12 protein-coding genes, 1 tRNA gene and 2 rRNA genes (1 of these 15 cut by a window edge) are annotated in these 11,638 nt (G+C 62.8%); 13 read left to right on the forward strand and 2 right to left on the reverse strand.

Annotated elements, in window-relative coordinates; all coding sequences use genetic code 11:
* From EG19_RS07740 to EG19_RS07765, 6 genes are all read left to right on the forward strand, one after another.
* Positions 1 to 600, forward strand: a 23S ribosomal RNA gene (locus tag EG19_RS07740) (it extends 2,419 nt beyond the left edge of the window).
* 61 nt (positions 601 to 661) lie between these two features.
* Positions 662 to 778: ribosomal RNA gene (rrf, locus tag EG19_RS07745) — 5S ribosomal RNA — on the forward strand.
* 203 nt (positions 779 to 981) lie between these two features.
* Positions 982 to 1,452 carry a TlpA family protein disulfide reductase gene (locus tag EG19_RS07750; RefSeq protein ID WP_053335075.1) on the forward strand — a complete coding sequence of 157 codons (471 nt, stop codon included), beginning with the start codon at positions 982 to 984 and terminating at the stop codon, positions 1,450 to 1,452.
* Positions 1,449 to 2,054 carry a thioredoxin family protein gene (locus tag EG19_RS07755; protein WP_038049347.1) on the forward strand — a complete coding sequence of 202 codons (606 nt, stop codon included), beginning with the start codon at positions 1,449 to 1,451 and terminating at the stop codon, positions 2,052 to 2,054. Before EG19_RS07750 ends, EG19_RS07755 begins: the two co-directional genes overlap by 4 nt.
* Complete coding sequence (locus EG19_RS07760) at positions 2,051 to 3,466, forward strand: pyridoxal phosphate-dependent decarboxylase family protein (RefSeq protein ID WP_038049349.1); 1,416 nt, start codon at positions 2,051 to 2,053, stop codon at positions 3,464 to 3,466. The genes EG19_RS07755 and EG19_RS07760 overlap by 4 nt, the downstream gene beginning before the upstream one ends.
* 38 nt (positions 3,467 to 3,504) lie before the next feature.
* Complete coding sequence (locus tag EG19_RS07765; RefSeq protein ID WP_038049351.1) at positions 3,505 to 4,026, forward strand: PTS sugar transporter subunit IIA; 522 nt, start codon at positions 3,505 to 3,507, stop codon at positions 4,024 to 4,026.
* Between the two features lie 19 nt (positions 4,027 to 4,045).
* Here the strand turns inward: EG19_RS07765 and EG19_RS07770 are convergent, their stop codons facing one another.
* Positions 4,046 to 5,767: an NAD-dependent malic enzyme gene (locus EG19_RS07770; protein WP_038049354.1), complete on the reverse strand. Its 1,722-nt coding sequence runs from the start codon at positions 5,765 to 5,767 to the stop codon at positions 4,046 to 4,048.
* A gap of 59 nt (positions 5,768 to 5,826) precedes the next feature.
* Here EG19_RS07770 and EG19_RS07775 point away from each other — a divergent pair, with 59 nt between their 5' ends.
* From EG19_RS07775 to EG19_RS07800, 6 genes are all read left to right on the forward strand, one after another.
* On the forward strand, positions 5,827 to 6,216 hold the full coding sequence (locus EG19_RS07775; RefSeq protein ID WP_053335076.1) for an MGMT family protein: 390 nt from the start codon (positions 5,827 to 5,829) through the stop codon (positions 6,214 to 6,216).
* The gene (xerD, locus tag EG19_RS07780) at positions 6,188 to 7,105 is read left to right on the forward strand and encodes a site-specific tyrosine recombinase XerD (RefSeq protein ID WP_053335077.1); all 918 of its coding nucleotides are present in this window, start codon (positions 6,188 to 6,190) and stop codon (positions 7,103 to 7,105) included. The genes EG19_RS07775 and xerD overlap by 29 nt, the downstream gene beginning before the upstream one ends.
* 1 nt (position 7,106) lies before the next feature.
* Positions 7,107 to 7,799, forward strand: coding sequence for a lytic transglycosylase domain-containing protein (locus EG19_RS12680; protein WP_053335078.1), 693 nt, complete (start codon positions 7,107 to 7,109; stop codon positions 7,797 to 7,799).
* A 76-nt stretch (positions 7,800 to 7,875) separates the two neighbouring features.
* On the forward strand, positions 7,876 to 8,385 hold the full coding sequence (locus EG19_RS07790; protein ID WP_053335079.1) for an NADH-quinone oxidoreductase subunit B: 510 nt from the start codon (positions 7,876 to 7,878) through the stop codon (positions 8,383 to 8,385).
* A gap of 1 nt (position 8,386) precedes the next feature.
* Complete coding sequence (gene nuoD / locus EG19_RS14345; protein WP_053335080.1) at positions 8,387 to 10,084, forward strand: NADH dehydrogenase (quinone) subunit D; 1,698 nt, start codon at positions 8,387 to 8,389, stop codon at positions 10,082 to 10,084.
* Positions 10,081 to 10,653: a NuoI/complex I 23 kDa subunit family protein gene (locus tag EG19_RS07800; RefSeq protein ID WP_081800033.1), complete on the forward strand. Its 573-nt coding sequence runs from the start codon at positions 10,081 to 10,083 to the stop codon at positions 10,651 to 10,653. Before nuoD ends, EG19_RS07800 begins: the two co-directional genes overlap by 4 nt.
* A 97-nt stretch (positions 10,654 to 10,750) precedes the next feature.
* On the opposite strand, the gene EG19_RS07805 is transcribed toward EG19_RS07800, so the two are convergent.
* Positions 10,751 to 10,951 (reverse strand): cold-shock protein, encoded by a 201-nt coding sequence (locus EG19_RS07805; RefSeq protein ID WP_038049357.1) that lies wholly within the window; start codon positions 10,949 to 10,951, stop codon positions 10,751 to 10,753.
* 586 nt (positions 10,952 to 11,537) lie between these two features.
* On the opposite strand from EG19_RS07805, the gene EG19_RS07810 reads away from it, so the two are divergent.
* Positions 11,538 to 11,612: transfer RNA gene (locus EG19_RS07810), tRNA-Glu, on the forward strand.
* The last annotated feature ends 26 nt before the right edge of the window (positions 11,613 to 11,638 follow it).

The raw sequence follows: 11,638 nt of genomic DNA on the forward strand, positions 1-11,638 counted from the left end.
TGATTGGAAACCAGCCGGAGAGTGCAAAGGCATAAGCGGGCTTGACTGCGAGACCCACAAGTCGAGCAGGGACGAAAGTCGGGCTTAGTGATCCGGCGGTCCCGTGTGGAAGGGCCGTCGCTCAACGGATAAAAGGTACGCCGGGGATAACAGGCTGATCCTGCCCAAGAGTTCACATCGACGGCGGGGTTTGGCACCTCGATGTCGGCTCATCGCATCCTGGGGCTGAAGCAGGTCCCAAGGGTTCGGCTGTTCGCCGATTAAAGCGGTACGTGAGCTGGGTTTAGAACGTCGCGAGACAGTTCGGTCCCTATCTGGTGCGGGCGGAGGACACTTGAGGAGAGCTGTCCTTAGTACGAGAGGACCAGGACGGACGGACCTCCAGTGTACCGGTTGTCGCGCCAGCGGCAGCGCCGGGTAGCTGTGTCCGGAAAGGATAACCGCTGAAAGCATCTAAGCGGGAAGCCAACTCCAAGATCAGGTGTCCCGGGCGTCATGCCCCTAAAGGCCCCTGGTAGATGACCAGGTTGATAGGCGGGAGGTGTAAGCGCGGTAACGCGTTGAGCTGACCCGTACTAATCGGCCGTGCGGCTTGACCATACTTCCTTCCCAAACGCTTGGTGTGCCAACCCAGTTGAGTTGTCCAAGTTTATGAGGTTTTTCCGGTGGCCATACCGAGGGGGAAACACCCGTTCCCATTCCGAACACGGAAGTTAAGCCCCTCAGGGCCGATGGTACTGCGCTGGAAACGGCGTGGGAGAGTAGGTCGCTGCCGGGAATTATGAAAGCCCTGGAGTCAAGTCCAGGGCTTTCGCTTTTATACTTGAGTTATTCCGCAGGTGTTCACGCGGGCAGCGACCGACTGGTTTCAGCGCAAGCTAGCTTTCCAGACAAAACGGCGTGCCCCAGGGCAAGGGCATGCGGGCTACTGGAAGCGCCCAGCCCGAAAACCTGTGGTTAGATTTTGCGTAAGAGTTCTCGATGATGGGTGCTTTGGTGCTGGTGGCGGCGGCGGTGGGGGTTCTGGACCTCACACCGGCACAGCTGCAGGAGGAGCTGCGGAAGGCCTCGGTGCCGGTGGTGGTGAACGTGTGGGCCACCTGGTGTCGGCCGTGCGTGGAGGAGTTTCCAGAAATCCTGGAGTTTGCCCGCAAAAATCAAGGTAACGTGAAGGTGATGCTGGTTTCTGCTGACTTTTCCAGCCGCCGGGAGCTGGTGGAGAAGTTCCTGCGGGAACGGGGCGTGGGGTTTGCGACCTACCTTAAGCAGGGCAGCGATGAGGCGTTTGTGGAGGTGCTTTCGCCGCAGTGGAGCGGAGCGCTCCCCGCCACCTTTGTTTTTGCGCCGGGGGGGAAGCTGGTTACCTGGTTTGAGCGGCAGATCACCAGGGCGGAGCTTGAGGACGCCGTGAAAAAGGCGAAAATGGAATCAAGAAAAGGGGGGAAGACATGAAAGCGAAGGTCTTGGCGGTGTTGTTGGTGGCCATGGCGTTGGGCCCGGCGTGGGCGCTGAAACCCGGGGATAGCCTCCCGGAATCGGTGGCCAACGTCAAGATGAAGGGCGTGGATGGCAAGGAAGTGACCCTTAAAGAGCTCATGGGTCCCAAAGGGCTCTTGGTGATCTTCTCCTGCAACCACTGCCCGTGGGTGAAAGCCTGGCAGGCGCGCATGGTGGCGCTGGGCAACGAGTACAGCCAAAAGGGCGTGGGCGTGGTGGCGGTGAACTCCAACGACGTGACGGCGTATCCCGACGACGATATGGAGCACATGATCGCGCAAGCAAAAGAGCACGGCTACCGCTTTCCCTACGTGATGGACGCCACCTCGGATGTGGCACGCGCTTTTGGCGCCACCCGGACGCCGGAGGCCTTCCTTTTCGATGCCCAGGGCAAACTCGTTTACCACGGGGCCATTGACGACAACGCCGAAAAACCCCAGGAGGTCAAGAAGACGTACCTGGCCGATGCGCTGGCGGCGGTGGTGGCGGGAAAGCCGGTGCCGGTGGCGGAAACCAAGGCTTTAGGGTGCTCCATCAAGTTCCGCCAGGCCAAATGAACCCTGACTGGGAGGAGCTTCTGCAGCTAGCCACCCAGTGGGTGGCAAAGTACCGCTCCCAGGTGGGCTCGCTCCCGGTTTTAGCGCAGGTGCAGCCCGGGTGGCTCACGGCGCAGCTGCCCGCGGCTCCGCCGGCAGAGGGGGAACCGCCGGAAGCGTGGTTTGCCGATTTAGACCGCCTTATCCTGCCGGCGGTAACCCACTGGAACCACCCGGGCTTTTTGGGTTACTTTGGCATTACGGGCTCGCCGCCGGGAGTTGCTGCTGACCTTGTTTCCTCGGCGCTCAACGTCAACGGCATGCTGTGGAAGACCTGCCCGGCGCTCACCGAGCTGGAGCAGGTGGTGCTTTCCTGGTACGCGCAAGCGCTGGGGCTGCCGGGCTCGTGGTTTGGGATGATCACCGACACCGCCTCCACCTCCACCCTGCTGGCGCTGGGTGCGGCGCGGGAGCGGGCCCTTCCCGGCACCCGGGATCGCGGTTTGCAGGGTGCGCCCAGGCTTCGCCTTTACTGCTCCCAGGAGGCCCACTCCTCGGTGGACAAGGCGGCGATGGTGCTTGGGCTTGGCCGGGACAACGTGGTCCGGGTGCCGGCAGACGCCCAGTTCCGCATGCAGCCCGAGCTCCTGGCGGCAGCGGTGCACCGGGATCGGCAGGAAGGCTACTTGCCCTTTGCCGTGGTGGCCACGGTGGGGACAACCTCCTCCACCTCGGTGGATCCGGTTCCCGAAATTGCCGAGGTTTGCCGGGAAAACAGGCTCTGGCTGCACGTGGACGCGGCTTACGCCGGCAGTGCGGCGGTGGCGCCGGAGTTTCGCTGGGCGCTTGCCGGATGCGAGCTGGCTGACTCCTTTGTGGCCAACCCCCACAAGTGGTTGTTCACGCCCATTGACTGCTCCTGCCTGTTTACCGCTCAGCCCGAGGCCTTTCGGCAAGCTTACTCGCTGGTGCCCACCTACCTCACCACCGATGTGGCCGGTGCCGTGGACCTCATGGACTACAGCTTCCAGCTGGGTCGCCGCTTTCGGGCTTTGAAGCTGTGGTTCGTGTTTCGCGCTTACGGCACCAAGGGGTTGGCGGAGATCATCCGCAAACACGTGGCGTTGGCCCAGGAGTTTGCCGGCTGGCTGGAGGCCAGCAAGGATTTTGAGCTTTTGGCCCCGGTGCCGTTTTCGGTGGTGAACTTCCGCTGGCATCCTCAGGGCTTGGACGACGAGAAAGCTTTAGCCGAGGCCAACCAGCGGCTCCTGCACGCGGTGAACGCCTCCGGCAGGGTGTTTTTGTCGCACACCACGCTGAAAGGCCGCTTTGCCTTGCACTTAGCGGTTGGCAACATGGAAACGGACCGCAAAACCGTGGAAAAAGCCTGGTGGGAGATCACCAACGCCGCGCAAACGTTGGGCTTTTCCTAAGCTACAATAGCGGGGCCCTTGGGGGCGAGGAGGGAAGAGTGGCAGAAAATCTCCAACCAGAGCCGGAGGATCCAAAGCTTTCCGATATTTTCGGGCCAGAGCACGTGCTGGACCAGCTTACCGCCAGCACCCGGGAAGAGGTCATCGCGGAAATCGTCAAGTTTGTGGCGGAAAAACGCATGGTGACCGACCCCCGCTGGCTGGAAACGGCGTTGATCCAGCGGGAACGGATGGTCCCCACCGCCATGCCCAACGGCGTGGCTTTTTTGCATGCCCGCCATCGGGCGGCGGACAAGTTCCCCCGTCAGTTTTTGGCGCTGGCCCGCTCCAAGGAGGGTGTCTCCTTTGGCTCCCCCGATGAGCGGCCCACGCACCTGTTTTTCCTCCTGGCCTTCCGCCGGGATCAGGCGCACCTGCGTTGGCTTGCCAGACTTTCGTGGATTTGCCGGCGCCGCACCACCGTTTCCAGCTTGCTGCAAGCCACCTCTGCCGAAGAAATCAGCCGGCAGTTGGCGCTGGCGGTGGAGGAGCTGCCCGGAAACTTGAAGATCCGCAGCTAGGCCGGACTGCCGGCATCGGCTAGGACGGTCGCCCCGGGCGGTAGGGCACGAAGCGCGGCTCCCACTGGGCCTGGGAGACCACCTCCTCAATTTCCTCATCCGCCAGCAGGCGACCAAGCCCCTGGTCGCGGGCTTTCTTGGCCACCGCCACGGCCACCTCCCGGGCCACCTGGCGCACCGATGTCAGCGGTGGCAAAAGCAAACCCCGTTCCTGCTCTTCTGCGGAAACCATGGCCGAAAGCGCCTCGCTGGCCGCCAGAAACATCTCGTCGGTGATCTTTGGGGCCTTGGCCACCAGGGTGCCCAAACCCACCCCGGGGAACACGTACAGGTTGTTGCACTGGGAGGTTTCCACCGTGCGGTCCTCCAGGGACACGGGAGGGAAGGGGCTGCCGGTGGCCACCAGGGCCCTCCCGCCGGTGGCGGCCAGGGCGTCCTCAGGGGTGCACTCCGATTTGCTGGTGGGGTTGGAAAGGGCCAGGATCACCGGGCGGGCTTCCTCTTTGGCCACCTGTTGCAGGAGCTTAGTGCTGAAAAGGCCGGGTTGGGCGGTGACACCCACGAGGATGGTGGGTTTGACGTTCACCACCACGTCTTCCAGGGTGATCTTTTGCGGGTCCTTGAGCTTCCATCCGGCAATTTCCTCCCGCTTGCGGGCAAAGGGGCGCTGCCAGGGCTCGAGGCTCGGGTCGTCCTGACATAAAAGCCCCTGCACATCCACCGGCCAAACTACCTTCCGGGCCTCTTCGGGGGGTAAACCCTGGCTTTGCAGGTAGGTGGCAATGGCTTTGGCGGTGCCCACCCCGGCTTGACCAAAACCCACGATGACCACCCGCTCGGCGGCCAACGGTTTTTGCTTGATGCGGCTGGCGGTGAGCAGGGCGGCGAGGGCGGTGGCGCCGGTGCCCTGGATGTCGTCGTTGAAGGAGGGGATGCGCTCGCGGTAGCGCTCCAGAAGCCTGAAGGCCTTGTGTTTGGCGAAGTCCTCCCACTGGATGAGGGCGTTGGGGAAGTTGCGCTTGACCCCTAAGACGAACCTCTCCACGAACCGGTCGTAGTCTTCGCCCTCCAACCGGCGACGGCGGAAGCCCAGGTAAAGGGGATCGGCCAGGAGGCGGTCGTTGTTGGTGCCCACATCCAGGCACACCGGCAGACAGCACGCGGGGTGGAGCCCCCCGGCTGCCACGTAAAGGCTGACCTTCCCCACGGGGATGCCCATGCCATCGGCGCCCAAATCCCCCAGGCCCAGGATGCGCTCACCGTCGGTCACCACGATGAGCTGCACCTCCGGCAACGGCACGTTGGCAAAGATGGTGTCAATGGCGGCGATGTTGTCGGGGTGGATGTACACGCCCCGCGCCCGCCGCATGATACGGGAAAGCAAAAGGCATGCTTGCCCCACGGTGGGGGTGTAAACGATGGGCAGCATCTCGATGAGGTTTTCGGTGAGCAGCTTGTAAAAGAGCGTTTCGTTGCGGTTGAGCAAGCCCAAAAGGAAGAGGTAGCGCTCCAAATCGTCGGGCTTGCGGCGGTAGCTTTCCAGCGAGCGCGCTGCTTCCTCTTCCAGCGAGGAAACCCCGTGGGGCAAAAGCCCGGTAAGCCCTAAAGAGGCGCGTTCTTCAATGGAAAAGTGGGAACCCTTGTTGAGCAACGGGTCGGTTAAAAGCTGCTGGCCGCGAAGGTAAACCTCGTAGTACTGCTCTCCGGTCAGGGGGTCCACCTTGAACGAAAACGTCTTCATCGTAAGCCTCCGGCGTCATTATGCCGTAGATTTTCGGGCGGCCGGGCTAGACTTAAGGCGTGGCGAAAAGGGGAAACCGCCTTCACGGCGACGTTGCAGAGCTTTCGGCGTTCCAGCTGGTTTACCGCCTGGTGCGCCAAATCCCCCCAGGAAGGGTCCTGACCTATGGGCAAATTTCCGCCCGGCTGGGGCACCTCCTTTCGCCGGCGGCGGTGGGATGGGCCCTGCACGTGTGTCCCGCGGACGTCCCGTGGCACCGGGTGGTCAACGCCCAGGGACGCTGTTCCACCGAGCGCCTGCCCGATTTCCCGCCGGGCCTTCAGCGCAGGCTTTTGGAAGCGGAAGGCGTGGTTTTTGATCCCCAGGGGCGCCTGGATTTGGCTTACTATGCCTGGGATGGAGGCGCGGGAGCGTCGTTTGATGACGGCAAAGAAAGGCAAGGACCCTGAAGGCTTCAACCGCTACCTGAGCCAGTACCTGGCCGAGCTCACGGTGGGGAGGGCCCTTTCGCCTTTTACTGTAGCCGCCTATTCAAGCGACCTGCTGCGCTTTGGCCAGTGGCTGCAGGACCGCGGGGTGGAGCTTTCCGCCTGTGAGCGGGCCGACGTACGGCTCTACCTTTCGCAGCTTCGGGGTACGGGGCTTTCGGCGCGCTCCACCGCCCGGGCGCTTTCCAGCTTGCGGGGCTTTTTCCGCTACCTCATGGAGCAAGGTGCCATCCAGCACGATCCCACCCTGGAGCTGGAAAACCCCAAGCTCATGCGGGCGCTCCCCCGTTATCTCACCCCCGAGGAGGTGGAGATGCTGCTTGCAGCCCCCGATCCACAAACCCCCCAGGGGCTGCGGGACAAGAGCATGCTGGAGCTTTTATACGCCACCGGCTTGCGGGTTTCCGAGCTGGTGGGCCTGAAAGTTTCCCAGGTGCGCTTGGACCCTGGGTTTGTGCGGGTGGTGGGCAAGGGGAACAAGGAACGGGTCGTCCCCATGGGCAGCGAGGCGCGCCTGTGGGTGGAGCGCTACCTCACCTTGGCCCGGGGGAAGCTGGTGCGGCAAGGCTCTCCCGAGGCGCTGTTTCTTACCGTGCGCGGGGAGGCCATGACCCGGCAGCGCTTCTGGCAAATCATCAAGGGGTACGGGAAAAAGGTGGGCATTACCTCCCAGCTTTCCCCCCATGTGCTGCGCCACTCCTTTGCCACTCACCTTTTGGCCAACGGTGCGGATTTGCGGGCGCTGCAGGTGATGCTGGGCCACGCCGACATTTCCACCACCGAAATCTACACCCACGTGACCCGGGAGCGCTTGCGCCAGCTTTACGACCGCTCCCACCCCCGGGCCTAGCATGCGTTTTTTCTTGCTTGTTTGCACGGGGCTTTTGGCTTTAGCTGCTCCCGGCTTTGCCGCGTACCTGGTGGTGTTGACCGACGGCGGTTTCTTCCAGGTGGAAAGCGCAAACCTGGCCGGTACTGACCGCCTTCGCTTGCACCTTCAGGAAGGGGCCTGGGTGGAGCTGCCGCTTGCCCGGGTGGAGAGGGTTTTGGAGGTGGCTGATTTCAACCCCCACCCGGAAAGCGAAAAACCGCAGGAGCAAGCCGCAGTTACCTGTGAACCGGTTTTTGCTTCCCAGAGCTTGCCGGCGGAGCTCCCGTACCGGGGGGAAATCGTGGCTGCCGCCCAGCGCCACAACCTGGACCCCAGGCTTTTGGCGGCGGTGGTAGCGGTGGAATCGGGGTTTAACCCCTTTGCGGTGTCCCGGGTGGGAGCCCGGGGCTTAATGCAGCTCATGCCGGGGGTGTGGCTGTCCTACGGCCTTCTGGACCCCCATCAGCCGGCGGCCAACCTGCAGGCTGGCGCGGCCCACCTGCGCAAGCTTCTGGATCGCTTTGCCCGGGTGGACTGGGCGCTGGCGGCTTACAACGCCGGGGCGGCGGTGGTGGAGGCTTACGGAGGCATCCCACCCTTTCGCGAAACCCAGAGCTACGTGAGCCGGGTCCTGGCCCGCTGGTGTCCCCAGGCGGCTGGGAAGGGCTTGTGAATGTGCGTATAATGCTCTTGGCTCTGGGAAGCTCGTCGCCCAGGTCCGGGTTCTTATTAAGGGGAGGGCGCGCAACATGAGGACACCGGATGGCAGCAGCGTGTTTTTAACCACGAAGCTGGAAAAGCTGCTGGATAAGGCCCGGGCCAACAGCCTTTGGCCTTACCCCTTTGGCACCGCCTGCTGCGGCATCGAGTTCATGTCGGTGATGATGGGGCACTACGACCTCTCCAGGTTCGGGGCGGAAGTGGTGCGTTTTTCTCCCAGGCAGTCCGATCTCTTGATCGTCGCGGGCACGATTACCGACAAGATGGCTCCTGTCCTGGTGCGGATTTACGAGCAAATGGCCGAGCCCAAGTACGTGATTTCCATGGGTGCCTGCGCCTGTACCGGTGGCTTTTACCGGGCTTATCACGTGGTGCAGGGCATTGACGAGTTCATCCCGGTGGACGTTTACGTGCCCGGGTGCCCCCCCACGCCCGAGGCGCTGTTTGCCGGGGTGGTGAAGCTGCAGGAAATGATCGAAAGGGGGGAGACGCACTATCAGCGCATGGTGGCTGCCCGGCGGGCAGCGGCGGGGGAGTGAGATGGCCACACGAGAGGCAAGGAGGGCGGCGGTTCGCCAAGCTTTCCCTGACGAAAACCTGGTGCGGGAGCTTCCCGGCGGCGACCAGCAGACCTTTGTGGTGGACCGCAAGGTGCTCTGGGACTTTGCCAAGCACCTCAAGGAGCACCCGGATTTAAGCTGCGATTTGCTCTTGGACGTGTGTGGGGTGGATTGGTGGGGCAAGCGCACGCCGCGCTTTGACGTGGTTTACCACCTCTACTCCTTGCGCCACGGGCACCGCATCCGTGTCAAGGTGCCGGTGGCCGAGGAGGACCCTGTGGTGCCCTCGGTGTATGGGTTGTGGAAGGCCGCCGATTGGTTCGAGCGGGAAGCCTACGACATGTTTGGCATCCGCTTTTCCGGCCACCCCAACCTGCGCCGCATCCTCACCCACGAGTCCTTCCAGGGTCACGCCCTGCGCAAGGACTACGATCCCGGTCAGCGCTGGCTTTTGAAAGAGGAAGAGCAGTACGTGCCCCAGTGGGCCAAAATCCCCCAGGAGGACGAGGACCACTTTGAAACGCAGGTCCTGAACCTGGGCCCGGCCCACCCGGCCACCCACGGCACCCTGCGCACGGTGGTGCGCCTGGACGGCGAAATCATCACCGAAGCGGAAACCGAAATTGGCTACCTGCACCGCTGCTTCGAGAAGATGTCCGAGCGGCACACCTGGAACCAGGTGATCCCCTACACCGATCGGCTGAACTACTGCTCGGCCATGATCAACGGCGTGGGGTACGCCTTTACCGTGGAAAACATGCTGGGCATTGAGGCCCCGCCCCGGGCCCAGGCGGTGCGGGTGATCCTCTCGGAGCTTTCCCGCATCATGGACCACATCGTGGACATCGGCGCCAACCTCACGGACCTGGGCGCCATGACGCCGTTTTTGTACCTCTACCAGGCGCGGGAGGAGATTTACTCGGTTCTGGAAGCCTGCGCCGGGGGCAGGCTCACGGTTTCCTACGTGCGCATTGGCGGTCTTGCCAACGACGTGCCCCACGACTTTGCCGATGCTGTGCGTTACCTCCTCAAGCGCATTCCGCCGCTCATTGACGACATGGAAAAGCTCATCACCGAAAACCGCATCTTCCGCGAGCGGACCGAGGGCATTGGCAAGATTTCCGCGGAAGAGGCCATCAACTGGGGCTGGACCGGGCCCTGCCTTCGTGCCTGTGGCGTGGCTTATGACGTGCGCAAGGCCCACCCTTACCTGGGCTACGACCAGTACGACTTCAAGGTGCCCATCGCCCACACCGGCGACACCTACGCCCGGTACCTGGTGCGGGTAGAGGAAATGCGGCAAAGCTTGCGTATTGTGGAGCAAGCGCTGGCCAACCTGCCGGACGGTCCCATCATCGTGGAAAACCACCACGTTGCCTTGCCCCCCAAGGCCCGGGTTTACACCGAAATGGAGTCGCTCATTTACCACTTCAAGCTGATCATGGAAGGCATGAAGGTGCCGGCGGGGGAGTACTACGGCTACGTGGAGGGCGCCAACGGCGAGCTGGGCTTTTACGCCATTTCCGACGGCGGCGGCAAGCCCTACCGCTTGAAGGTGCGGCCCCCCTGTTTTGCCATCTTCCAGGCCTACCCTCACATGCTCAAGGGGCATTTGGTCGCCGACAGCGTGGCGATCCTGGGAAGCCTTAACATCATCGCTGGGGAGCTGGACCGATGAACAACGACGTGATCGTTTGCAACCCCCGCCCGTTGCGCTTTTGGCAGCGCTTTTACCTCCTGGAGATCCTGAAGGGGCTGGGCGTTACCTTGCGGCACTTCTTGGGCAACCTGTTTTCCCGCAAGTACACGGTAACCGTGGAGTGGCCGGAGGTGAAGCGCGAGTACTCCGAAAGAATGCGGGGCCGGCACGTGCTCCTAACCCGGGAAGACGGCAGCCCCCGCTGCGTGGCGTGCTACATGTGCGAAACCGCCTGTCCCGCCGACTGCATCCACATCGAAGCGGACGAGGACCCCAACGCCCCGGTGGAGTGGGAAAAGCAACCCAAGGTTTTCACCATTGACCTTTTGCGCTGCGTGTTCTGCGGCTTTTGTGTGGACGCCTGCCCCAAGGAAGCTATCATCATGACCCGCACCCACGAAATGGCCTTCCGCACCCGGGAAGAAGCGGTGATTGGCTTGGACCAGCTCCTTTACCGTGGGCCCCTTTCGGAGCTGGATATGGGCTATCGTCCCTACTACGGCGAGCCGCGGACGCAAATCAAGCTCCCCATTCCCACGAAGAAGTAAAGACAAAACCGCACGGTTCGCCGCTGCAAAAGCCTTTGTTCTAGCGGAAAAAAAAAGCGGCGCCGAAGCGCCGCAGCAAAAGGCTTTTTTGTGCCGCTTAGATTTGCCGCACGTTCTTGGCCTGGAGCCCCTTGGGACCACGTTCCACGTCAAACTGCACGCGGGCGCCTTCCTTCAGGGTCCGGAAGCCCTCACCCACGATTGCGGAGTAGTGGACGAACACGTCCTCGCCGCTCTCCTGGGTGATGAAGCCAAAGCCCTTTGTTTCGTTAAACCACTTCACTGTACCTGTTGCCATGCTGCACTCCTCGTTTCGGTCCCGTGCTTCAGGACCATGTTCCTTGCTGGGGGCGTCCCAGCGGCCAACAGAAAAAGCCGCGAACTCGCCCTCTTTCGCGGCCGGTTTGATACTCGATTTTGGATAAATCCCAATGCACGTTACAACTCGCCCATGGGAATGCTCTCAAAGCTTTGCCGCAATGTCAACCCCCGGGGATCGCTGGCTCGAAACGCGAGGCCGCCGGCTGTTTGACGCGGGGGCACGGCCGCAACCTAGCCCTCTCCCGCGGGCGGCTTGGCCACCCGAGCTATTTGTCGCGGGGGGCTCGCGCGCAGCCCGCCCTTGCCGCCGCGCGCTCAGCCCCCCGAGCCCCCACGCGCGCGCCAGCAAAGCCGGATGCTCGCTTGTCTTGCCCACCCCCGCCGGCGCAGGAGCGCTGGCCCCACAAAGCAAACACAAAATGTGGGACCCGCGCTCCGTCGCGGGTCGCTTTTCTCTTAGCCGCCGCGGAGCGGCGGCCCCACAGAGGCGGAGCGGCGGGCCCACACGCAGGGGCAGGGGTCGCCTAGTGTGTGCTACCATAACGCCTGCCGCGAGGTTGTGCGGCCCTGTCGTCTAACGGTTAGGACACCGGTCTTTCAAGCCGGCAGCAGGGGTTCGACTCCCCTCAGGGCCGCCATTTGTCCCCTAGCCTCATGCATTTTC

This window comes from Thermoanaerobaculum aquaticum, assembly GCF_000687145.1.
Lineage (GTDB): Bacteria > Acidobacteriota > Thermoanaerobaculia > Thermoanaerobaculales > Thermoanaerobaculaceae > Thermoanaerobaculum > Thermoanaerobaculum aquaticum.

Bases quoted from the DNA above. Each gene is read 5' to 3' on its own strand.
- EG19_RS07805 (WP_038049357.1), bottom strand. From the start codon at position 10,951: ATGGCAACAGGTACAGTGAAGTGGTTTAACGAAACAAAGGGCTTTGGC.
- EG19_RS12680 (WP_053335078.1), top strand. From the start codon at position 7,107: ATGCGTTTTTTCTTGCTTGTTTGCACGGGGCTTTTGGCTTTAGCTGCT.
- EG19_RS07790 (WP_053335079.1), top strand. From the start codon at position 7,876: ATGAGGACACCGGATGGCAGCAGCGTGTTTTTAACCACGAAGCTGGAA.
- EG19_RS07750 (WP_053335075.1), top strand. From the start codon at position 982: ATGATGGGTGCTTTGGTGCTGGTGGCGGCGGCGGTGGGGGTTCTGGAC.
- EG19_RS07800 (WP_081800033.1), top strand. From the start codon at position 10,081: ATGAACAACGACGTGATCGTTTGCAACCCCCGCCCGTTGCGCTTTTGG.
- EG19_RS07755 (WP_038049347.1), top strand. From the start codon at position 1,449: ATGAAAGCGAAGGTCTTGGCGGTGTTGTTGGTGGCCATGGCGTTGGGC.
- EG19_RS07770 (WP_038049354.1), bottom strand. From the start codon at position 5,767: ATGAAGACGTTTTCGTTCAAGGTGGACCCCCTGACCGGAGAGCAGTAC.
- EG19_RS07760 (WP_038049349.1), top strand. From the start codon at position 2,051: ATGAACCCTGACTGGGAGGAGCTTCTGCAGCTAGCCACCCAGTGGGTG.
- xerD (WP_053335077.1), top strand. From the start codon at position 6,188: ATGACGGCAAAGAAAGGCAAGGACCCTGAAGGCTTCAACCGCTACCTG.
- nuoD (WP_053335080.1), top strand. From the start codon at position 8,387: ATGGCCACACGAGAGGCAAGGAGGGCGGCGGTTCGCCAAGCTTTCCCT.